This is a genomic window from Burkholderia sp. Se-20378, assembly GCF_017104665.1.
GTDB lineage: Bacteria > Pseudomonadota > Gammaproteobacteria > Burkholderiales > Burkholderiaceae > Burkholderia > Burkholderia lata.
Window position 1 is genome coordinate 1 of record NZ_JAAGPG010000054.1, and the last position, 21,678, is coordinate 21,678.

At 65.5% G+C, this 21,678-nt stretch carries 15 protein-coding genes and 2 pseudogenes; 6 read left to right on the plus strand and 11 right to left on the minus strand.

The features are described from left to right. Nucleotides 1-86: 86 nt before the first annotated feature. Nucleotides 87-293: pseudogene (locus G3N93_RS09390) on the plus strand (DUF1365 family protein); the annotation flags it as partial. Further along, complete coding sequence (locus G3N93_RS09395) at nucleotides 290-1,585, plus strand: cyclopropane-fatty-acyl-phospholipid synthase family protein (protein ID WP_241026476.1); 1,296 nt, start codon at nucleotides 290-292, stop codon at nucleotides 1,583-1,585. The pseudogene G3N93_RS09390 and the gene G3N93_RS09395, both read left to right, overlap by 4 nt. Nucleotides 1,586-1,631: 46 nt before the next feature. On the opposite strand, the gene G3N93_RS09400 is transcribed toward G3N93_RS09395, so the two are convergent. Next, entirely contained in the window at nucleotides 1,632-1,937 is a 306-nt protein-coding gene (locus tag G3N93_RS09400) for a hypothetical protein (protein WP_174938113.1), read from the minus strand. Nucleotides 1,938-2,382: 445 nt separating this feature from the next. On the opposite strand from G3N93_RS09400, the gene G3N93_RS42430 reads away from it, so the two are divergent. Continuing rightward, entirely contained in the window at nucleotides 2,383-2,661 is a 279-nt protein-coding gene (locus tag G3N93_RS42430; protein WP_206132863.1) for a hypothetical protein, read from the plus strand. A 229-nt stretch (nucleotides 2,662-2,890) separates the two neighbouring features. After that, on the plus strand, nucleotides 2,891-4,399 hold the full coding sequence (locus tag G3N93_RS09410) for a DKNYY domain-containing protein (protein ID WP_206132864.1): 1,509 nt from the start codon (nucleotides 2,891-2,893) through the stop codon (nucleotides 4,397-4,399). Between the two features lie 138 nt (nucleotides 4,400-4,537). Here G3N93_RS09410 and G3N93_RS09415 read toward each other — a convergent pair whose 3' ends face one another. Beyond that, entirely contained in the window at nucleotides 4,538-5,566 is a 1,029-nt protein-coding gene (locus tag G3N93_RS09415; RefSeq protein WP_174940056.1) for a DUF1338 domain-containing protein, read from the minus strand. 226 nt (nucleotides 5,567-5,792) lie between these two features. Between G3N93_RS09415 and G3N93_RS09420 the strand changes: the two genes are divergently transcribed. Then, a complete protein-coding gene (locus tag G3N93_RS09420; RefSeq protein ID WP_206122664.1) occupies nucleotides 5,793-6,740 on the plus strand; it encodes a LysR family transcriptional regulator in 948 nt (315 codons plus the stop codon). 19 nt (nucleotides 6,741-6,759) lie between these two features. On the opposite strand, the gene G3N93_RS09425 is transcribed toward G3N93_RS09420, so the two are convergent. Both G3N93_RS09425 and G3N93_RS09430 read right to left on the minus strand, forming a co-directional pair. Beyond that, nucleotides 6,760-7,293: a hypothetical protein gene (locus tag G3N93_RS09425; RefSeq protein ID WP_241026477.1), complete on the minus strand. Its 534-nt coding sequence runs from the start codon at nucleotides 7,291-7,293 to the stop codon at nucleotides 6,760-6,762. Between the two features lie 27 nt (nucleotides 7,294-7,320). Then, a complete protein-coding gene (locus G3N93_RS09430) occupies nucleotides 7,321-9,450 on the minus strand; it encodes a TonB-dependent siderophore receptor (protein WP_206132865.1) in 2,130 nt (709 codons plus the stop codon). Between the two features lie 930 nt (nucleotides 9,451-10,380). Between G3N93_RS09430 and G3N93_RS09435 the strand changes: the two genes are divergently transcribed. Continuing rightward, on the plus strand, nucleotides 10,381-12,009 hold the full coding sequence (locus tag G3N93_RS09435) for an NADP-dependent glyceraldehyde-3-phosphate dehydrogenase (protein WP_011356284.1): 1,629 nt from the start codon (nucleotides 10,381-10,383) through the stop codon (nucleotides 12,007-12,009). 67 nt (nucleotides 12,010-12,076) lie between these two features. On the opposite strand, the gene G3N93_RS09440 is transcribed toward G3N93_RS09435, so the two are convergent. The 7 genes and pseudogenes from G3N93_RS09440 to G3N93_RS09470 form a co-directional block, all read right to left on the minus strand. Beyond that, complete coding sequence (locus tag G3N93_RS09440; RefSeq protein ID WP_206132866.1) at nucleotides 12,077-13,243, minus strand: Xaa-Pro peptidase family protein; 1,167 nt, start codon at nucleotides 13,241-13,243, stop codon at nucleotides 12,077-12,079. Nucleotides 13,244-13,470: 227 nt separating this feature from the next. Continuing rightward, nucleotides 13,471-13,737 (minus strand): annotated as a pseudogene (locus G3N93_RS09445) (Biofilm PGA synthesis auxiliary protein PgaD); the annotation flags it as partial. Continuing rightward, on the minus strand, nucleotides 13,715-14,986 hold the full coding sequence (pgaC, locus tag G3N93_RS09450) for a poly-beta-1,6-N-acetyl-D-glucosamine synthase (RefSeq protein WP_174935837.1): 1,272 nt from the start codon (nucleotides 14,984-14,986) through the stop codon (nucleotides 13,715-13,717). The pseudogene G3N93_RS09445 and the gene pgaC, both read right to left, overlap by 23 nt. Beyond that, the gene (pgaB, locus tag G3N93_RS09455; RefSeq protein WP_206132867.1) at nucleotides 14,983-17,076 is read right to left on the minus strand and encodes a poly-beta-1,6-N-acetyl-D-glucosamine N-deacetylase PgaB; all 2,094 of its coding nucleotides are present in this window, start codon (nucleotides 17,074-17,076) and stop codon (nucleotides 14,983-14,985) included. Before pgaB ends, pgaC begins: the two co-directional genes overlap by 4 nt. Nucleotides 17,077-17,091: 15 nt before the next feature. Continuing rightward, on the minus strand, nucleotides 17,092-19,779 hold the full coding sequence (gene pgaA / locus G3N93_RS09460) for a poly-beta-1,6 N-acetyl-D-glucosamine export porin PgaA (RefSeq protein WP_206132868.1): 2,688 nt from the start codon (nucleotides 19,777-19,779) through the stop codon (nucleotides 17,092-17,094). Nucleotides 19,780-19,884: 105 nt separating this feature from the next. Beyond that, nucleotides 19,885-20,712 (minus strand): hypothetical protein, encoded by an 828-nt coding sequence (locus G3N93_RS09465; protein ID WP_206132869.1) that lies wholly within the window; start codon nucleotides 20,710-20,712, stop codon nucleotides 19,885-19,887. A gap of 63 nt (nucleotides 20,713-20,775) precedes the next feature. Further along, nucleotides 20,776-21,213 carry a hypothetical protein gene (locus G3N93_RS09470; protein ID WP_174936198.1) on the minus strand — a complete coding sequence of 146 codons (438 nt, stop codon included), beginning with the start codon at nucleotides 21,211-21,213 and terminating at the stop codon, nucleotides 20,776-20,778. Nucleotides 21,214-21,678 lie beyond the last annotated feature (465 nt).

Consider the following 21,678-nt stretch of genomic DNA (forward strand, 5'->3'; position numbering starts at 1 on the left):
TTGTTCTTTCTTTTCCATTGCTCCGTCGACCCCCCAGAGCTCCCCGCTTGCGCACACTCCTTCCCTCCCCGACGCTCTTCCGATCTCGCGCGCTCACGCGGCAGCCGCTCAATGCGCTCGCCGTCGTCATCCGCATCCATGGGCAAGCGCTGCGGCTCTGGCTCAAGCGCGTGCCGTTCCACGGCAGGACGCCCCCGGCCCGGCCGCCCTCCGGGGACGCGCCCGCGTCCCCGCCCGTGCAGGCCTCGCCGCCATGCAGTCCAGCGATGTCCGATCACGAGGTCCGGCCATGACCCTGCTGCATCTGCTCTCGTGCGCGTCGCGACCGGCGATGCCGCTCTCGCCCCGGCTGTTCGTCGCGCTGCTGCGACGCCTCCGGCACGGGCACCTGACGCTCGTGACGCCCGACGGTGCGCAACACGTATTCGGCGATCCGCATCGCCAGCCGGCCGCGACACTACAGATCCACGACTGGCGGGCGTGCCGCGCGATCCTGCGTGCGGGCGACATCGGGTTCGCCGAGGCGTATCGCGCATGCCGGGTCGACACCCCCGACCTCGTCACGCTGCTGCGCCTGGCGATCCGCAACGAGCCGGCGATCGCGCAGACGCTCACGGGCGGCCGCCTCGCCCGCGTCTGGTATGCACTGCGCCACCGGCTGCGGATGAATACGCGCGCCGGCAGCCGCCGCAACATCCACGCGCACTACGATCTCGGCAACCGCTTCTACGGGCTGTGGCTCGACGACACGTGGACGTATTCGAGCGCCTGTTTCGACGGCGACGAGCAGCGCCCGCTCGCCGATGCGCAGGCGGCGAAATACCAGCGCATCGTCGAGTCGCTCGGCCTGCGCGCCGGCATGCACGTGCTCGAGATCGGCTGCGGCTGGGGCGGCTTCGCGATGCACGCCGCACGCCAGGGCATCCGCGTGCATGCGCTGACGATCTCGCGCGCGCAATACGTGCTGGCGGTCGAGCGGATCGCACGCGCGGGGCTGTCCGATCTCGTGACGGTCGAGTTGCGCGACTACCGCGATATCGACGGACAATACGATGCGATCGTGTCGATCGAAATGTTCGAAGCCGTGGGCGAAGCATTCTGGCCGGTGTATTTCGACACGCTCAGGCAGCGCCTGAAGGTGGGCGCGCGGGCGCTGATTCAGTCGATCACGATCGACGATTCGCAGTTCGAGGCCTACCGCGCGTCGAGCGACTTCATCCGCGAGTTCATCTTTCCGGGCGGCATGCTGCCGAGCCCCGGGCGCTTTATCGAGGCGGCGCGCCGCGCGGGTCTCGCCGCCGAACCCGTACTCGCGTTCGGACTCGACTATGCACGTACGCTGCAAACATGGCGCGCAGCGTTCGAGGCGCGCCTCGACGCCGTCCGCGCACAGGGGTTCGACGAGATCTTTATCCGCACCTGGCGCCTGTACCTGACCTATTGCGAAGCAGCGTTCGTCGAGCGGCGCACCGACGTGATGCACTTCGTCGTGTCGGCTGGAGACCGGCGTGACGCGCAGGCTTTCGATCCGCGTGGCCACGGCGGCATTCGCCGCGACGCAGGTGGCCAAAGCGGGCTGTGTTGACGACGTGAAGGAACGAGCCCGGCGTTCGACACCGGGCTCGCGACTCTCAGTGTCCCTTGTAGAGTTCGAGCAACTGGCTCTGCAACGCCATCATGTCCTTGTCGTGCTGCATCTGCAGCTTTGCCATCGCTTCGTTGTGCTCCATTTCCATCGCCATCATTTTTTGCTGGATGACGATGGCTTGCGTGCGCTGCTCGGGCGTGAGCTTGTCCATCATCATCATGGTCCAGTCGCTCGTGTGCGACATGTAGGTACCGCTGCGACCAATGCCGCCGCCGTCTGCCTGTGCCGCACCGGCAACCAGCAGGAACGGAATGGCGCCACACAGCATGAGCTTGCGAATCGGGTTCATCCGGGTTCTCCTGTCAAGAAGGGGCGTCGGGAAGCGCCCGTGTCGCATGCACGGGTTTCCTGAGCGCGTGTCATGAATGGCCAGTTGCCATCGAGACCTCGCCCAATCCATCGACCGGGTGATCGAACGGCTTCTCCCAGGCAAGCGCTACGACGAATCGGCTGATGAATGATGGTTCGACTGGCGTGACGTTTGTCGTCCCGTGCCGATGGATGTGACACGGCGTGTCGATAATTTTCTGGCCGTGTAAACCCTTGAGGCCGACTGTCGTGTCGATGGCGGCCTTTCCCCGAAATGGCAGACGCCGCCCTGAACCGCACGAAATTTCGTGGGACTCGGCTTCGCGGAAGCATCGAGTCAGGAACGAGAAGGCAGGCTGGATTTCGCCGGAAGTCCGGGAGCGCGCGGAGCGTCCGGTATGCGAGCAGCGTCGCGACGATCGTCGATGGGGGTGGCGCTCGAATCGATTGCTCCAATGGAATCGATAGCGCCGATGATCGGCCGTACAGCGCCGACGCCGCTGGATTGGGGCAGGCGCGAGACGGTCGACCGAGGCGAACGCGGTGCGATTCTGCAACCGGAGATCAAGCGCGCCCGGCGGGCCAACATGCAGGTCGATGGCCTATCGAAATGCTGGATACAGATGAACCGGCAACGCAGCCGGTTGAGGACGACGCAAACTGCTGGAGGCAACCCGTCAATGCCGCTGACGTGCCTGCACTGACTCAGTGCCAACCCGCCTCCACAATTCCCGGGGCGGTTCAGATGGCGGTTCGTGCATGCGCCCCGCTTTCCTTGCGTTACTTCGCCGCGTTCGCGGTCATCTTGAAGATGCCCTGCGCGTTACCCGCATCGAAACGCAGGTCGGTCACCCAGCGGCGCGCCGCCCGCATTCCCGCCCGTATTCCACGGCATACTACGGCGACCGCCACGACGCCCGCGCGCCACCCGCCATGCCCCAGCCGCCCCTGCAGGACACCAACCATCCCGACTACGCGATCGCCGGCGACACCGTGATCCGCCGCTCGGACGGCCTGCCGCTGTGGGGCAAGGACGGCAAGCCGCTGCCGATCGAACGGCCGCACGCGTTCCGCTGCATCGGCGGCCGCTGGTTCACCGACGGCGTACACGTGATCGTGCAAGGGCAACTCGGCAGCGCGATGGTGATGCTGTATTACTACCGGATCGAGGACGCCGATCTCGACACGTTCGAGATCCTGAACCAGCGCTACGCGCGCGATGCGCGGCAGGCGTACTACATCACCGGCCGGACGATCCGCACGCGCAGCCCGCACGCGTTCCGGCCGCTCGTCTACGAAACCTGGAACCGGCCGGCCGACGGGCGCGGCGTGACGTTCGAGACGTGCGAGCACGAATACATCGCCACCGACGACGAATCGATCTACATGAACGGCCGGCGCATCAACGGCTCGCATGGCGCGAGCGCGATCGGCTTCCCGGGCGGCTACTTCGCCGATGCCGATCGCGTGTACTACTACGGCCGGCCGAAGGACATCGATCGCGCGAGCTTCCTGTGCGGGCCCGACGAGGCCGGCTACCTGCGATGCACCGACCGGATCGGACCGATCGAATCCGGCGAACGACAGACGGTGCAGGAGACGCGCCTGTTCGACGACTGGCGCAGCTTCTTCACGATGCGCCCCGAGCTGCGGGACTACTGGTGGCATCGGCAGCAACAGCCGGCCGCAGACACGACGGTGCAGTTCCATGACGCGACGTTGACCGGCTTCGATCCCGCGACCTTCGCCGCACGCGAGACGCTGTTCGATTTCGGTTCGACCGACTGGCTGTGCGGCGACGCGCACGGCATTCACTGGGCGTACCGGACCTGTGCGGAAATGCCGATCGAGCTGACGCGCTTCTCGGACCAGCCGATCGATGCGCTGCGCGTACTCGGCCCGCACTATTTCACCGATGGCGTCACGGTGTTCTACGCGTTCACGCCCGCCCAGCCGCAGCCGCTGCGCGGCGCCGATCCGGCTGCGTTCCGCGTGCTGTCGGGCGGCTGGGCGCGCGATGCGACGCGTGCGTTTCACCTCGGTGTCGTCAAGAAAGGCATCGACCCCGATCGGCTGCAGGTCGAAGGCAGCTACGCGTGGGACGGCGAGCGCCTGTTCTGCGACGGCAAGCCGCTGCAGGTCGACGTGCCGGCCAGCGCGCTCCAGGTGCTGCACCCGACGTTCCTGCGCGCCGGCGACAAGCTGTTCTTCGGCCGCCGGCCGGTGTCGACGAAGCGCGTGCACCTGCCGACGCTCGAATTCCTCGACGACGATTTCGCGCGCGACAGCAAGCACGCGTATATCGTCGGCTACGTGAGCCTCGTCGAGATCGACGGCGCCGATCCGGCCACGTTCCGCGTCGTCGAACCGGGGACCGCGGAGGACAGCGCCCGTCGCTACGACGCGCGCACCTTGCGCGACGCGACGGCGCCGCGCGACTGACGCACGCCGCCAAACGCAATCGGGCAGGACGCTGTCGCGCCCTGCCCGATCGGTCATCCTTTCCCTCAGCTGCGACCCGCCGGCACCGGCACGGCGATCACGCCGCCGCCGCGCGCCCTGCTGGCCGCTTCGCGTGCGTTACTTCGCCGCGCTCGCCGTCATCTTGAAGATGCCCTGCGCATTGCCCGCATCGAAACGCAGGTCGGTCACCCAGCGGCGCGCCGCCTGGTCGAACGTGCGCTTGCGCGTGATGAACTCGTAGAACGAACCCGGCACGTTGCGCTTCACCGTGCCGCCGTCGCGCGTGCGGAATTCGCGCTCGACGGTATCCGCGCGATACGCGGTCTGGAACACGCGGCCCGAGCGCGAGCGCTCGACTTCCGGCTTCATCGGGCGGCCCTTCGCCTTCTCGTCGTCGGACAGCTTGAACACGTCGGCGACGCGGTCGGTCGCGTGGTTGAACGCGTTGCCTTCGGTCGAGATCCACGCCATTTCCGCCGATTCCATCAGCAGCGTCTCGTAGTCGAGCTCGTTCGGCAGGTCGTGCTGGCGTGCGAACGCCCCGACGATCTCCGGCAGCAGCGCGTGCGCGGCCTCCAGCGACAGCCAGCCTTCGCGCTCGACTTCCCACAGCAGCGCGACGGCTGCCGGCGACAGCGGATCGCGCGACGTGCTCACCACGTTCGTCACGGCCTGCTGGAATTCCTTCGAGAAACGCTCCGGATGCAGCTCGCTGACGAAGAACTGCGCGATTTCGTCCGGCGCGTCTTCATGGGCATATGCGCGGCCCGTCATGCCGAGCTTGTCGAGCGGGTAGCGGCCGTTCAGGCGGAAGCCGAGCGGACGCAGGATGCGCGTGAATGCAGCCTCGCCCGGCGGCAGCGCGCCCGTGTTCGGCCAGCGCACCGTGCGCAGCGCGCCGTGGTCGAAATAGACCGAGCCGCCGCTTTCGATCGCATCGGCCGTATACGCACGGCCGTTCGCCGAACGGTCGAGCAGCCCTTCGAACAGCGCCATGTTCATCGCCTGCGCGATTTCCGCGCGCGTCACGACGCCGTCTTCCCATTCTTCGAGGATGGCCGGCATGTTCAGGGTCGAGAACAGGGCGTCGGTCTTCGCCTGTCCCAGCAGCTTCGTCAGCAAGCTCTCGATATTCGGATTGCGCATCAGGATTCTCGTCTCGGGGGACCGCCGGCAAACGTGCCGGCAACTCGTCGGCCGGCCGCCTCACGGGCGCCTGACCTTGCGTGGGGAGCATTATTCAAAGGGTTGCAGCCGGGCGTAAAGCGAGATTAAATTGATATGTGATGAGTTTTTGGAATTATCAGCCGCTCCCCTGCTCCGCCTACCGCCTTGTGCCGTGCGGGCCTGATCGTCAGACGAATCGAACATCATGCGCAAATTCAAGATTCCCAACATGGGCGCGCTCGTGGCTTTCGAAGCCGCCGCGCGCCACGAAAGCTTCACGCACGCGGCCAAGGAGCTGTTCCTGACCGAAAGCGCGGTGTCGCGCCAGATCGCGACGCTCGAGGCCAGCCTCGGCGTGCGGCTGTTCGCCCGCGTGAAGCAGCGCGTCGTGCTGACGCGCGCCGGCAAGCTGTACGGCACGCAGGTGCGGCGCGCGCTGGAGGCGCTCGACCGCGACACGCTGTCGATCATCGCGCACGGCAGCGGCGGCGGCTACCTGGAGCTGGCGGTGCTGCCGACCTTCGCGTCGCACTGGCTGATCCCGCGCATCAAGAGCTTCTACGACCGCACGCCCGACGTGCGCGTGAACATGGGCAGCCGCACCGACCTGTTCTCGTTCGAGGACACCCACTTCGAGGCCGCGATCCACTACGGCAAGCCGACCTGGCCCGGCACGTCGTCGGATTACCTGTTCGGCGAGGAAGTCGTGCCGATCTGTTCGCCGGCGCTGCTCGACGGGCCCGTGCACAGCGTCGAGGATCTGCTCGCGTACCCGCTGCTGCACTCGACGACGCGCCCCGGCGCGTGGGCGCAGTGGTTCGAGACGCACGGCGTCGAGGACATCCGTACGATGCAGGGCGTGCGCTACGAGTTGCACACGATGCTGATCAGCGCGGCCGCGGCCGGGCTCGGCATCGCGCTCGTGCCCAAATTCTTCGTCGAGGAACAGTTGCAGCAGCTCGGGCTGGTGGTGCCGTGCGATGCGGCAACCGTCGGCGATTCCGCGTACTACCTCGTGTATCCGACGGAGTTCAGCCACAGCAAGCCGCTGGAGCTGTTCCGCGGCTGGCTGCTCGAGCAGGCGAGCGCGTATGCATCGCCGGATCCCGATGCGGATGGCGACGAGATGGTGGACGACGAGGACGTCGAGTAACGGCGCGGTCGCGCCAGCCTTATGGCGCGGTGGCCTCGCATGCGTGTCGTGTCGGCCGGCTGGCCGTCAGCACCTTCACCAGCCGCGCGTGATCGGGCTCCTCCAGACCCGGGCACACCGTGTCCAGATCGCGGATCACGAGCGTCGCGCGCCCGTCGAACCGGCACACGCCTTCAGGTTGCGCGGCGGGCAGCCGCAGACTGCGCCGTGCATCGCGCTGGTTCACGAACCGGATCACACCCGCGCGCTGCGAGCGGTCCGGCAAGCGCCGCGCCGATGCATCGTCCTCCACGAACCACACGTCCTCCCCGCTCTCTTCGTCGGCGTAATCGACTGCGTAACGACCCGACAGCGTGATCGCCCGGCCGACCTGCACCGAATGGCATTCGGGTTCGGCGTCGGCCGGGATCGTCTGCGCGTGCGCCACGACCGGGCCGCATGCCAGCCACAACACGGCGCACAGCACGCGGGCGCAGCCGGTCATGCTCGACACTTCAATCGATTGGCGGATCATGGGCAGTGAGGTGCGGGTCGTCGTGACGAAGACCCGCATTGTCACCTGACGCCAGCACCCCGTGTATTACATGTGCCACTTCACCGTCGCGGTCAGCGTGCGCGGATCGCCGGGCATGTTGTACAGGTCCGCATTGCCGTGCGCGGCGATGAAGTAGCGGCGATCGAACAGGTTGTCGAGCGTGAGCGTCACGTCGACCTTCTTGCTGCGATAGCCGGCGCCCAGGTTGAACACCGTGAACGACGGCAGCGTGACGAGGTCGCTCGCCGACGTATAGCGTGCCGACTGGAACTGCATGCCGGCCGCCGCATAGAAGCCGTACGGCAACTCGCGCTTCACCCACAGGTTCGCGCTGTGGCGCGGCATCAGCCCCGGCGTGTTGCTCGACACAGCGACGCCGGCCGCCGTCGATTGCGCCGAGCCGTCGACCGTGCCGTTCAGGTACGCGTAGCCCGCATACACCGACCACTTCGGCGCGATCTCGCCGGTAAAGCCCAGCTCCATCCCGTGCACATGCTGCGTGCCGATCGGCAACGCATAGCCGGGATTCGCCGGATCGCCGATCTGCTGGTTGGTCTGGCGCATGTCGAACAGCGCGACGCTGGCCGTCGCCTTGCCGCCGAGGTCGAAGCGCGAGCCGACTTCATACGCGGTGGTCTTCTGCGGCGCGAGCGCGGCGCCGTTCGAGAACGCGCCGGCACTGATCAGCGTATCGGCCAGCGGCGAGAACGACTGGCTGAACGACCCGTACAGCGTCAGCCAGTCGAGCGGTTCGTAGATCAGGCCGACGCGCGGGCTCCACGCGTGATCGGTGCGGTCGAGGTTGACGTTCGACGACGTGTAGTCGTGGCGGATCTGGTTCAGGTAGTCGAAGCGCAGCCCCGCGAGCACCTTCCAGTGTTCGGTCAGCGAAATCAAATCCTGCGCATAGACGCCCGCGAGCCCGACGACGGTCGACGCGTTCGTCTTCGCCCGCGCACCGGTCGGCACGCCGGGCAGGACCACCGCCTGCGGATTGAACAGATCGTAGGTCGCGACCTTCGACACGCTGTAGATCGTGTCGAACTTCTGCTGCTGCGACAGCTCGAGCCCGTACAGCAGCTCGTGGCGCATGCCGAACAGCGACGTCTTCTGCGTGAGCTCGAACAGGCCGTCGATGCCGTGGTCGGTGCGCTGGCGCGTCGACTGGTCGAGCGTCACGACCGGGTGTGCGGTGGTCTTGATTGGCTCGTACGTCACGTAGTTCTTGCGTTCGAGCGAGAAGTCGTACGCGCGGATCGCGCCATGGAACGACAGCGAATCGCTGAAGCGATGATCGAGCGACACCGTCGCACTCTTCGCGGAGACGTCGTTGTACGAGCTGTTCGCCGCGTCGGCCGAGCCGTAATAGGTGTTGATCGGCACGTCGACCGGCCGGCCGAGATACGCAGGCAGCCCCTGGTCGGACGTACGGCGGTCGTGCAGGTAGTCGAATTCGACGTTCAGCACCGTGTTGCTGTCGAGCTTGAACTGCGCGGACGGCGCGATCGCCTGACGGTTGAGCTGGAACTGGTCGCGGAAGCTGTTCGAGTTCTCGGCCGCGCCGGTGATCCGGAAACGCGCCGCATCGTTCGCGTTCCAGCCGAGGTCGAATTCGCCGCGCCGCTCGCCGCGCGTGCCGAGCGTCACGCCCACGTCGCGCACCGGGTTCGCCTCCGGCCGCTTCAACACGCGATTCACGATGCCGCCCGCCGAGCCGCGCCCGTACAGCACGGCTGCCGGCCCCTTCAGCACTTCGACGTGGTCGACGTTCGACAGGTCGCGATAGTAGAGCGCGTCGTCGCGAATGCCGTCGACGTACTGGTCCGTGATGCTGTTGAAGCCGCGGATCGTGATCTGGTCGCGCTGGCCGTCGCCGACCGAAAAGCCGACGCCCGGCACGTTGCGCAGCGCATCCTGCATCGACGTCGCGTTCTGGTCCTCGATCACCGCGTGCGGCACGACGTTCACCGTCTGCGGCACGTCCATCAGCGACATGTCGGTCTTGGTCGCCGCGCGCGAATGGCCGCCGTCGTACGACGCGTGCTCGGCGGTCGCATTGACGGAAATCGCGGGCAAGGTCGCCGCGGCGTCGCTCGCCTGCGCGAAGGAGGTGCGTGCACCGGCCAGCGACGTGGCGATCAGCAGCGCATGGCACGCGCTCTTGTTGAGTTTCATCGTTGAAGTAGAGGCTGAGGGAAAACGGCGAACGGAAACGCATCCGGCCAATGCGCGAACCACGCTGTGAATCGGCTGGCGAAATCCTTTCCGTGAAAAGAAGCGGCACGCGAGGGATCGCCTCGTTGCGCGAGCGGGCCGGTGAACGGCCGGCGCGGGTGGCGGCCGGCCGGCAGAACCGGCTCGAAAGCAGCCGTGACGCTCTGTCACGACTCGTAACGGAGCGAAATATTAAACGAGAATGATTCGTATTTTTAGTTAATTTTTAACGTGTCGCCTGCCCGCAACGTGCACGCGCATGGCGCTCTGCATTCCTGACGATTGCCTTTCTGTTTCACGCTTTGACGCGGCTTGTGCGTAATAAAAACGAAAGAATTCCATCGACCACATCAGGCGATGAAGGGCCAGGTAAAAGGTGGAATTCGGGAGACGACGACGAAAGGACTGGAGAGGATCACGAAGCATCCGTCGAAGCAGACGGAACGCATTCGAAGTCCGGCGTGCGCCGGACCGGGCAACCCCGACCCGGCGCTCCGGGCAGCCGACCTCGCATCGGCAGTGCGGCGGACCTTCTTCTGTTCTTCACTACATATGCTCTCAGGCTCACTTCATTTTTTTCTTCGCCGCGCCGGGCCATTATCCGCGCAATCCGGCCCAAGGGAAACGTTTGCGGGTGCAGTTGGCGTGTTATACCAAGCATTCGGCAACAGTCTTTCCAAATGCTTACGGCGCATGTGAGACGGTTCGGCAAATCTTGCATTCGCGCCGGCGTTCCTTTTTAATGGAACTGGTTCCATTCGTTGATTCGGCCATGGTCACGCGTGACGCGTCGTCGTCCGCGCGTCATGATGCCGAATCAGGATCGAGGATCACCCAGCTCAGGATTCGCAGCGCCCGTCCTTCCCGGACACCCCGTCAAACGAGACCGTCATGCCCGATTCCGCCTCCCTGCAGCAGCTGTTTCCCGCCTTTCAGGACATCCCCGCCGAATACCGGCTCACTTCGCCGATCCACCAGCGCGTGTCGCTCGTCGACGGCGAATTGCGACCGTGGGACGGCGCGACCAAGACCGTGCTGTCGCCCGTGTGCGTGCGACAGGCGGACGGCAGCGTCGAGCAGGTCGAGATCGGCAGCTACCCGGTGATGGGCGAAACGGAAAGCGACGCGGCGCTCGACGCCGCGGTGCGCGCGTACGACGCCGGCCGCGGCGAGTGGCCGACGATGAAGGTCGAGCAGCGCATCGCGTGCATGCAGGACTTCATCAAGCGGATGGTCGCGCAGCGCGAGCTGGTGGTGAACCTGATCATGTGGGAGATCGGCAAGAGCCTCGCCGATTCGCAGAAGGAGTTCGACCGCACCGTCACGTACATGACGCAGACGATCGACGCGCTGAAGGAGCTCGACAACGCGAATTCGCGCTTCGTGATCGCTGAAGGCACGATCGGCCAGATCCGCCGCACGCCGCTCGGCGTCGTGCTGTGCATGGGCCCGTACAACTATCCGCTGAACGAAACCTTCGCGACGCTGATCCCCGCGCTGCTGATGGGCAACACCGTGGTGTTCAAGCCGCCCCAGTACGGCACGCTGCTGTTCGAGCCGCTGCTCGAGGCGTTCCGCGACGCGTTCCCGAAGGGCGTGATCAACACGATCTACGCGCCGGGCGCGGTGGTCGTGCCGCACATGCTTGCGTCGGGCAAGATCAACGTGCTCGCGCTGATCGGGTCGAGCAAGGTGGCCGACCACCTGAAGAAGCAGCACCCGAAGTCGCACCGGCTGCGCGCGATCCTCGGCCTCGACGCGAAAAACGCGGCGATCGTGCTGCCCGACGCCGATCTCGACCTCACCGTGAAGGAATGCCTGCTCGGCGCGCTGTCGTTCAACGGCCAGCGTTGCACCGCGCTGAAGATGCTGCTCGTGCACCGCTCGATCGTCGACGAATTCCTGAAGCGCTTCACCGCCGCGCTCGAACAGCTGAAGATCGGCATGCCGTGGGAGAAAGGCGTCAGCATCACGCCGCTGCCCGGCATGCATCGCACGGCCTACATGACGGACGCGATCGACGACGCGAAGGCCAAGGGTGCGCAGGTCGTCAACCATTCGGGCGGCGAGTTCAGCAAGACGCTGTTCTATCCGGCCGTCGTGTATCCGGTGTCGGAAGGGATGAAGCTGTATCGTGAGGAGCAGTTCGGGCCGATCATTCCGGTGGCGACGTTCGACGACGTCGACACCGCGCTCGACTACGTTACGACGTCGGATCACGGCCAGCAGGTCAGCATCTTCGGTTCCGATCCGGCGCAGATCGGCGCGCTCGTCGATCCGCTCGTGAATCAGGTGTGCCGCGTGAACATCAACTGCCAATGCCAGCGCGGGCCCGACGTGTTCCCGTTCGCGGGCCGCAAGGATTCGGCGGAAGGCACGCTGTCGGTGAGCGACGCGCTGCGCGCGTTTTCGATCCGATCGATGGTCGCGGCGAAGCAGACCGACAGCAGCAAGCAACTGCTCGATTCGATCGTGTCGGATCACTACTCGAAGTTCATCAATACGGGCTTTATTTTCTGAAGCGCGCCATCCGCAAAAAAGCCGCTGCACACGCGCGTGCAGCGGCTTTTTTAACGCCTCCGCTTGACTACACCCGCCCCCGGAACGTCAACGCGTCGAGATCGAGCGGCCCGCCGGTCAACTGAACCGGGCCTTCATCGCCGATCAGCACCGTATCGGAATGACGGAACCCGCCGACACCCTCGATATAGATGCCCGGCTCGATCGTCAGGCACATCCCCTTCTCGATCGGCCGGTCGTAGCCTTCGGCGAAGAACGGCGCCTCGTGCGCGGTGACGCCCATCCCGTGCCCGGTCCGGTGCAGCATCCGGTCGCCCATCCCCGCGCGGCGGAAATAGTCGTTGACCTTGCGATCGACGTCGCTCAGCAGCGCGCCCGGCATCGCCGCGTCGAACGCGATCCGCCGCCCTTCCGACATCACGTCGAACGCGCGCCGCGCCGCATCCGGCACGTGGCCGAGGAAGAAGGTCCGCTCGACTTCCGCGCCGTAGCCGTTCATCACCGCATTGACGATCGACACGTGCGGGCCGCCCTCCTCCATCCGCATGTCGATGTTGCTGAAATTGTGCGGATCGTGCGACACGCTGCCCGGCTGGAACACCGCGACGATTCGCGTCGCCGACGGGTTCAGCGACGGATCGTCGGCCAGCAGCCGCTGCATGATGAAGCCGCGAATGCGCGATGACATCTCCGCCATCCCGAGGCCCGGGCGCGCTTCGTTCAGCAGCAGGTTGTGCGCGTCGGTGGCGATCCCGCACGCGTACACGTGGCGGCCGATCTCGTAGTCGGACTTGATCATCCGCACGTCGTCGATGATGTCAATGCATACGCGCTCGCCCGGCGTCTGCGCATAGACCTGCAGCGGACACACCGACTCGACGCCGACTCGCTCGCCCGGCCCGAACAGCGCCTTGAAACGGTCGCTCCATTCGCGCCCGGCCGGCGCCGGGAATTCGAAGTAGGGAATCAGCTCGAGTTCGCCGATCGAGCGCGTCCGCACATGCGGCTGCTCGAGCTGCGGCACGACGAACTGCGGCGGGCCGCTGCGCGAAACGACCAGCACGAACGGCCGCTCGTGCACGATGTTCGCGAAGTTCGTCAGGTAGTAGATGTTGTCCGGCGAGAACGCCACGTAACGATCGAGGCCGGCTTCCGCCATGCGTGCGCGCACGCGGTCGAGGCGTCCTTTGAGCTCCGCCTCGCTGGGCGGTGCAAACGTAGGGGTGAATTTCATGCGTGACTTCTCCTGTTGAGAGTGACGGGGCGGCCAGTCCGGCCGATCGTTTCGATGGCCCCATGAACGGACATTTGATTCGTTATCCTATATTTAAGCGATTCGGGTTGAAACCGGATCCGGCTCGCTTATTCGCTCGGCATGCGCCGGAACCCGAGCAGCGCGACCAGGCTTACGACCGACATCGCGACGATGTACAGCGCCGGCGCCGCCTTGTTGTGCGTGGTCGCGATCAGCCACGTGACGATGGTGCCGGCGATGATCGCGATGGAGGTCGCATAGAACACCATCTGTTCGATCGGCATCTCGGCCGGGTTGAACGGCAGCAGGTAGCGGTACGTGTAGATGCAGATCGATGCCCACACGGCGCCCACGAGTGCCGGCCGCAAGAGCCGGAACCAGATGATCATGGCAGACCCGACGAGGCGACCGCGCTCGGCGATCATGTCGCGCGGTGCGCGCAGGGAAAGGTCAATAATCGGCGCGTTCTTCATGTTGAATGCCTCGGTCGGGGCTGACCCATACGGCCCGCTTGCCGCGGCCCCGCAGCACGATGGCAGGCAGGGCGACGACGGTGGTGATCATGCTGATCAGCCAGAAGGCGACGGGATACCAGACGGTGTCCAGGAAATACATCAGGAGTTTTTCGTCGTAACGACGATCGATCATGCTGCCGATGATCAGTTGCAGGATGCAGGTGGCGACCAGCAGCATGCCGTGCCAGTGCGGCACGACCGATACGTGCCAGCTTTGCGGCAGCGGGTACACCACATTGATGAGCGCGAGCAGCAGGATGAACGACATCGAGTAGGCCCACGCGATGCCGATCAGGTACTCGGCGAACAGCGGCCACATCATCATCTGCGTCGGTCGCGCGAGCGTGCCTGCGTACTTCATCAGCACCTGGATGCCGCCCTTCGACCAGCGCAACCGCTGCCGGTACAGGCCTTTCAGCGTCTCGGGCATCAGGATCCAGCTCAGCGCGTGCGGCTCGTACACGACGCGCCAGTCGCGACACTGCAGCTTCCAGCTGATGTCGATGTCCTCGGTCAGCATGTCCGAGCTCCAGTAGCCGACGTCGGCGAGCGCGGTCTTGCGGAACATCGTGATCACGCCGGATACCGTGAAGATGCGGCCGTACACCTGCTGCGTGCGCTTGATCAGCCCGACGATCGACGAGAATTCGCCGACCTGCATGCGGCCGAGCAGCGACGTGCGCGTGCGGATGCGCGGGTTGCCGGTCACCGCGCCGACGCCCGGGTCGGTCAGGAAATGTTCGAGCATCCAGCCGATCGCGTCATGCGCGAGCAGCGCATCGCCGTCGATGCACAGCAGGTATTCCGCATTCGACACGGCCGCCGCGGTCGTGAGCCCGACCGCCTTGCCTTCGTTGCGCGCGTGATGGATCACGAGCAGCCGCGGGATCTCGACGGCCAGCGCGTTGAGGATCTCGCCGGTGCGATCCTGGCTGCCGTCGTTGACCGCGATGATGTCGTAGTTCGGATACTGCATCCGGTCCAGGTGGCTGATCACGCTGCGCGCGTTCGCGGCTTCGTTGAAGCAGGGCACGACGATCGAGATCTTCGGAATGCCGCTCGACGCGATCGTCCGCGTCGACAGCTCACGGCCTTCCTCGAGCAGGAAGTAGTGCACGACGCCGCCGATCATCCACAGGTAAGACATGAAGAACGGATAGTAGAAGACGAAATCCTGCAGGCGCTGGATGATGCTGTGGGTTGTCATGGCGTCTTCGTCCCCTGGGTTTTCTGCATCTGCATCAGTGCGTTGATCGAGGTCGGGTCGAGGCGCGACTTCAGCGACATCACGTCGCGCATCGCGTCGAGATCCGGCTGACCGTTCAGGAAGTTGTCCGGGTAGTAGCCGAAATTCACCGCGCCCTCGCTGCGCAGCCGCCGCATCTGCGCGAGCAGCGTGCCGGCTGCCACGTCCTTGTGCGCGTGCCAGTCGTACGACTGCAGTTCGAACACGGTGCGCTTCAGCCCGAGCTTCTTCGCACGGACGGCCCGCACGAGCTGGTCCATCCAGTCTTCGGGATCCTTCGCCTGTTCCATGTACGGCATCGCCATCAGCGCGACGTAGTCGTAGGTGGCGAGGAAATCGTCGTAGTTCTGCGCGTACCACGCTTCCGATTCGGGCTTGAGCACCGGCATCGCGAAGATGTTGCGTGCGGTCAGCACGTCGCCCACGTTCTGGTGGGCCAGCACGACCTGTTCGAGCTGGCGGGTCAGGTCGATCAGGTAGCGCGACTTCTGCCGGGTCCAGCGTTTCAGCAGGTCGGGGTTCTCGCGGATCTTGCCGACGTCGGCCGGCAGCCCCCACTGCGAATAGATGCGCAGCGCGTGCCGGCCCGCATCCTCGTAGTCGTCGAGCACCGCATCGTCGCTGAACAGGATGCCGCTGAACGACGCGTGCTTGCTGAGATCCTCGTAGATCTGCTGGATCATCAGCCGCGCATCCGGATCGAACGGGCTCAGCCGGAACGTGCGCGTGCCGTTCTCGCGGGCCGGCGCGCCGCCGTAGGCACTCACGGCCTCGAGCCCGCGCAGCTTGTCGGCCGGCGGCCGGAACGCGAGCACCGGCATCCATGCGTACACCTGCACGTTGGAGCGCGTGTTGAGCTGCCACGCGGCGCGCGAGAACAGGTCGGCGCGCATCGGCAGGTGCCGGTTCGGGAAGTACACGGATTCGGCCACGCCCGTGCCTTTCGGGTCCGCATATGCCTGCAGGTACACCGATTTGGGCTGCATCCGGTAGATGCGTTCGATCAGCTTGCCGAGATTCGCTTCCTGCCGCGCGGGGTCCGGATCGTAGACCTGGTCCAGGTCGACCTGCACGGTGCGCTCGGGCACGTCGACGTCGCCGCGGTTCGATGCCGGCTCGCGCATCGAGCGCTCGAACCCGCCGATGTCGACGTCGTACATCATCAGGATCCGCCGCAGCCGGTCCAGCGGCACGTCCGGCGTATTCGGGCCGGAATCGAGGCTGAACTGGATGTCCATGCCGAGTGACGTCGATATCTGGCGCACGGGCTGGTTTTCCGCGCCGTATGGCCACACCATCGAGCGTGCGACGATGCCGGTATGTTCGTGGATCTGGCGCACGCATGTCTGCAGGTCGTCGTGCACGCGCGCTTCGAATTCGGCGTCGGTTTCATAGCGCTTCTCGTCTTGCAGGTAGAGGTGCGACGTGGTCGCCGGCAACTCGTTGCCTTGCGGGTTCGCGACCGCGCCGTGATGGAGGTTGTGCGTGTGGCAGCCGAGCTCGACGAACTGCGACTGGCCGAGCTTCTTCACCTCGTCCCACGACATGAAGTAATCGCGCGGCACCTGGACCTTGTCGCTGAGGCGGATCGGCGTATCCAGCGGTGTATCGATCCACGCGGTGACGATGCCCATCACGGCCGGATACTTGAACCGCTCGAGCAGCGGCAGCACCTTCGTGTAGTGGCTGCGAAAGCCGTCGTCGAACGTGATGAGCACCGCGCGCGGCGGCAGCGGCTTGCCGCCGTGCCGCGACTCCTCGATCTGCTTGACCGTGATGGTGTGGTAGTTGTTGGTCTGCAGCCACGAGAAGATTGCGGTCAGCGTGCCGGTATCGACCGCGAACGGGTCGATCATCGCCGACTTCGAGGAAAACGACGCCATCAGGTTGTCGCGCACGTCATGCATGCAGATCACGCGAAACGTCTTGCCGTCGGCCGGGTCGGAAGGCGGCAGCAGGTCGATCATCTTGGCGTTGGTCACGCCAGGAAACAGCGAACAGGCGGCAAATGTACCGAGGCATCCGCACATGAAGGTCCGTCTGGATTGCATTGCTCGATCTCCTTGCTAGAACGGCAGGTTGACCGACATGAAGCCGGTTTCGGAGCGTTCGCGCTCGCCGTCGTATGCGTGGCTGCTGACCTCGACGCCATAGCTCAGCGTGATGTCGTGCTTGAACGTCCACGCGTGCTCGAGGCGCGCGCTCCACAGGGGGCTGGTGCCGAAGCCGCGCTCGTTGTACACGCCGCCGGACACCGAGACGCGCTGCTGCAGCCCCATGTCGCCCTTCTTCCACAGGGTCAACTGGTGCATGACGGTGGCCGCGGCTGCATAGTCGCGGCTCGGGTTGAAGTAGGGCGCGTCCTGGCGCGTGTTGCTGTCGGTGCCGAGATCCAGCGAGACGTTGACCTGCTGGTTGGCGCTCGTGTACACGCGTTGCGTGGCGGTGGCCGAGATCTCCTGGTGCAGGTTCGAATCGCTGTAGCGGCTCACGCCGTAGCTCAGCTTGACCTCGCGACGGTCGTTCTGGCGATACACCACCGAGACGTTCGCGGAGCGGCCCCAGATGTGCGCGGCATACGCCTTCCACGGCAGCGAGTTGTCGTTGGTGTCGAGCCCGCCGCTGACCGTCCAGTAGTCGTTCAGCGCGTAAGCGATCGACCCGCGGCCGCCGGTTCGGCCGTCCGTGCCGAACGAGCGCGTGACTTCGCCCTGGACCGTGAGCGGCCCGTGCCGGTAGTCGCCGCCGACGCCGGTGCGCGTGCGGCTGACGTTGCCGGAGTCGGTCTGCGCATAGCCGAAGAACGTATGCGAGAAGACGCGCCAGTTGTCGCCGAACGGTTGCGAATACACATAGCTGTCCGACGTGAAGCTGTTGTCGGCCAGTGCGCTGTTGCCGTGCTCGTAGCTCAGGTCGGTCGTGAACACGGGGCTGCGGTACGCGTTGTAGTCACGCTTGAAGCCGCGCACGGCGCCGCTGTCCGGGAACGTGTTGTCCAGCGTCTGGTCGACGTTCTTCGCGGTCGCGTAGTCGTCCGCCGTGAGCGCCGCGCGGCCGAGGCCCGCGAGCATCTCGACGCTGTCCGGGTGGTCGGTCAGCGACGCGCGATACATCGCGATCGCCTGGCGCGGATGCGACTGTCCGGACACCGCGTCGGCGTGCGCGGCACGGATTTCCGCGTTGAACGGCACCTGCTTCTCGAGTTCTTCGAGCGCGGCGATCCCTTGATCGGTGTGACCGGTGAAGATCAGGTATTGCGCGCGCAGTCGGTAGTAGCGCAGATAGTCGCTTTCCTCCGGGCCGACGGTTTGCACCTCTTTGGCCGGCGGCAGCGCATTGCCCATGTCATCGAGCGCCTGCTTCGCGTCCGCCGCGCGTCCCTGGTCGATGTACGACCAGAAGAGCCCTTCGCGCAGTTCGATCGGGCGCGTGCGTGCGCCGTACTGGAAACCGCGGGTCGCGCGATCCGTCGGCGACGCGGTCGCCTGCTTCAGCGCGCGCTGGTACACGGCGTTCGCCTTGCCCGGCTCGCTCAGGTACAGGTAGGCGTCGCCGACGGCCGACAGCGCATCGATCGAGATCTCCGCGTTGGACGGAATGGTCTCGAACGTCGTGACGGCCGTCTTCATGTCGCCGCGAGCCGCATAGGCGACCGTGCGGTCGCCCGCGAGCGCCGTCCGGACCGGCGTGTACTCGGGCGTGTTCGGCATCCGCTTGTCGAGATCGTCGGCCGCGCGCAGCGCGTTGTCGATCCCGTCGAAGCGGTCGGAACTCGTCATCGAGCGCGACTTGTCGCGTCCGCCGCGCACCTGCTGGCGAATCGCCAGTTCTTCGAGTTGCGCGATGTCGACGGCCGAGAACGCATCGGGCCGCGCCTTCGCTTCGTCGAGCGCCTTGATCGCGCCGCCGCTTGCCGCGAGGCCGAACACGTCGTTGCGCACGGTCTCGACGTCGGCGGTACGGAGATTCGGCGCCTGGGGATTCGGCGTCTCGACGTCGGGGCCTTGCGATCGTTGGGTCGGTTCGCCGGGTAGCTGGGCGCCGGGCGTCTGCGAGTTCGGCGTCGGTGGCGACGGCGGTGGCGAGCCGGGCATCTGGGGAACGGGTGCAGGCGAGTTCGGCATCGGCGTGCCGGATGCCTGCGCGGTCTGCGTCGGCGCTATCGACGGCGCGGTGGGCGCGGCTTCGGCGACCTTCGGCGGGGTGTCGGAAGCCGGTGCGATCGCCGCGGGCGAAGCGGATGCGGAAGTGTCGGACATCGTCGAGGCGGGAAGCGTCGATGCCTCGGGCGGTCGGGCGTTCTCGGCCTGCGCAAGCAGCATCGGCGCGTCCGGCGTCGGCGCAACCGGTGCCGGCGTATTCGACGCTTGCACGGCCGGCGCCGGGGCGCTCGATTGCGGCGCCTCCGGTTCCACCACGACCGTGGTCGGCATGGGCGGCTGCGGGTTCGACGCCTGCGCGATCTGCATCGACGCATCGGACGCCTGCGCGATCGGCGTCGGTGCATGAGGGGGCGGGACGCTGTCGGCTTGGGCGATCTGGATCGACACGACCGTTGGCTGCAGGTCGCGCGGTGCCGCATTCGGCGCGCCGTTGGTCCCGGCGATTTCATTGACGCGGCCCGCTTCCGTCTCGCCGTCGGCGGAGAAGCAGGGGCCGGACGCGACGAGCAGCAACACCAGCGGCGCATGCAGGAGGATCCGCCGGTTGGACGGAGCGACGGTGGTGCATTGTTGTCGACGATTGTTGTCCACGAGGTGTCCTCCTTTCGAAACGATCACATCGGTTGCTCGCCTGACGACGCACGTCGTCAGGCTTCGCACGCCCGGGCTGCGAGTGCCCGGCGATGCGGACCCGGCTTACAGCCGGTTGCGGATCGCCTGACCGAGCAATGCACGCGATTCGCGGTTCGTCGGGTCGATCGCAAGCGCACGGCTCGCGTTGTGTTCCACACAGTTCCATTCGTCGATCACCGCGCACGAGCGCGCCTTCGCCAGCGCCCGCGCGCTTTCCAGCTCCGCGTGCGTGATGCTGGCCGTCTGCATGTGCACGGTGTCGGCGCCATACGATCGGGGCTTGGGCGCGAAGTCCATGCGTCGGCTCGTGCCGGCCAGCATGTCGGCACGCTGCGCACGATGCGCGGCACCGTGCCGCGTGGCGGTGCGACCGTAGGCCGATGTCGCATGCGTACCGGCCGCGAGCGTCACGGGCGGTGCATGCTGCGACTGCCGGTGTTTCGCGACGGCGCGGGGTGCGGGCCGCGGCGCGGCTTCCGGTTCGACCGCGAGCGTGACAGGCGGCACGGTGGATACTTCGAGCGGAGCCGAAGTCGACGCTACCTGCAGCGGCGGCGCGGGTGGTGTGGCCTGCACGCGTGTCGGGGCCGGCTCGGGCGCCGCTGAGGTTGCGGACATGCCGGTTGCGGACGTGCCGGTCGCGGACGTAACGGTTGCACGCGAGGCAAGGGTCACGATCGCCTTGCGGGTTTTCCCGACGGCGGTTCCGATCACGCCGGAGATGTCGTGCGTCACGCTCGTATGGCCGACCGTCGTGTCCCGTTCGGCGTAGGCGAAGATGCCGAAGATGGCCGCGAATGCAACGAAGCTGAGCGCCGCGTTCTTGCCCGGGCCCCAGGTGGGTTTCGGCGGGTGAGCGAGCGAGTCGTCTTGTCGTTCTGCACGAGTCATTCAAAGCTCCTCGATTCGATACGTTGCGGTGAAAGTCGCGTTCCGGGCGGGGTCAGGTGGTGCTCACCATTTCAATTGCGTGGTCAGCGCACCCGTTTCGACGATCGCGAACTGGGTCGCTCCCTGATAGGTGCCTTCGACCCGGTAGCTCGCGTCGGGCACGCTGAACAGGCAACGCGACCCCGGCGCATTGAATTCGACGAGTACGCGGCCATGTCGCCGCAGGCGCACCTGGACGTTGGCGAGTGGCTGCCCCGTCTTGGCCGAAGCAAACGACACGCCCAGGTTGTACGGCCGGCCGTCGGGTGGAAGTGGTGCGGTACCGTCGATCCGCGCATCGCCGCAGATATACGAAATGACGTAGCGGCCCGCACCCGGATCGGACGCGGCGGCAGGGGCGGGCGGCTGGGACGCGAGCGTCTGGGCCATCGCATTCATGCAGAGCGCGGAGATGGCGGCGCTCAGGAAGGGGCGAGCATGCTGTCGAAACGAGGAAGACATTGCAACCTCCCGTCCGGAATCAATGACGAGCATTTATTCCGAGTCAGATTTGCCAGCGTTCTTTTTGCGACACGCTATTGATACACGATGGATTTTGAACGAACAACCGCGTGTGGCCGGAATGGGACGGCAGTTAAAGATCCTATTTAAATAGGATAACGACGGATTCGTGTGAATCTCTTAACGCTGAAGAAAGTCGATATTGCCGGATATGGATATTGCTATTCGGTAGCGATGATCCGGTACGCCTTGAATCACGTCGGATGTATCGACTTTCGTGCCGAAAAATAACGACTGATAAAAGGAATTTTTGCGGCTGTGTTCCGGGTAAATTGATATCGATCCGGATACAGGTCGCACGATATGAAATGAGGGTGCGACGTTTTTGATATTTTAGATTGTTACAGGTAAATCGAAACTTTTAATTTGTTCTGTAACAGGGTATTTCTGTTCTGATAATCAGAT

What these genes read in the sequence shown, in the direction of transcription:
- G3N93_RS09395 (WP_241026476.1), top strand. Translation starts at nt 290, where the DNA reads ATGACCCTGCTGCATCTGCTCTCGTGCGCGTCGCGACCGGCGATGCCG.
- G3N93_RS09400 (WP_174938113.1), bottom strand. Translation starts at nt 1,937, where the DNA reads ATGAACCCGATTCGCAAGCTCATGCTGTGTGGCGCCATTCCGTTCCTG.
- G3N93_RS42430 (WP_206132863.1), top strand. Translation starts at nt 2,383, where the DNA reads ATGGGGGTGGCGCTCGAATCGATTGCTCCAATGGAATCGATAGCGCCG.
- G3N93_RS09410 (WP_206132864.1), top strand. Translation starts at nt 2,891, where the DNA reads ATGCCCCAGCCGCCCCTGCAGGACACCAACCATCCCGACTACGCGATC.
- G3N93_RS09415 (WP_174940056.1), bottom strand. Translation starts at nt 5,566, where the DNA reads ATGCGCAATCCGAATATCGAGAGCTTGCTGACGAAGCTGCTGGGACAG.
- G3N93_RS09420 (WP_206122664.1), top strand. Translation starts at nt 5,793, where the DNA reads ATGCGCAAATTCAAGATTCCCAACATGGGCGCGCTCGTGGCTTTCGAA.
- G3N93_RS09425 (WP_241026477.1), bottom strand. Translation starts at nt 7,293, where the DNA reads ATGCGGGTCTTCGTCACGACGACCCGCACCTCACTGCCCATGATCCGC.
- G3N93_RS09430 (WP_206132865.1), bottom strand. Translation starts at nt 9,450, where the DNA reads ATGAAACTCAACAAGAGCGCGTGCCATGCGCTGCTGATCGCCACGTCG.
- G3N93_RS09435 (WP_011356284.1), top strand. Translation starts at nt 10,381, where the DNA reads ATGCCCGATTCCGCCTCCCTGCAGCAGCTGTTTCCCGCCTTTCAGGAC.
- G3N93_RS09440 (WP_206132866.1), bottom strand. Translation starts at nt 13,243, where the DNA reads ATGAAATTCACCCCTACGTTTGCACCGCCCAGCGAGGCGGAGCTCAAA.
- pgaC (WP_174935837.1), bottom strand. Translation starts at nt 14,986, where the DNA reads ATGACAACCCACAGCATCATCCAGCGCCTGCAGGATTTCGTCTTCTAC.
- pgaB (WP_206132867.1), bottom strand. Translation starts at nt 17,076, where the DNA reads ATGCAATCCAGACGGACCTTCATGTGCGGATGCCTCGGTACATTTGCC.
- G3N93_RS09465 (WP_206132869.1), bottom strand. Translation starts at nt 20,712, where the DNA reads ATGACTCGTGCAGAACGACAAGACGACTCGCTCGCTCACCCGCCGAAA.
- G3N93_RS09470 (WP_174936198.1), bottom strand. Translation starts at nt 21,213, where the DNA reads ATGTCTTCCTCGTTTCGACAGCATGCTCGCCCCTTCCTGAGCGCCGCC.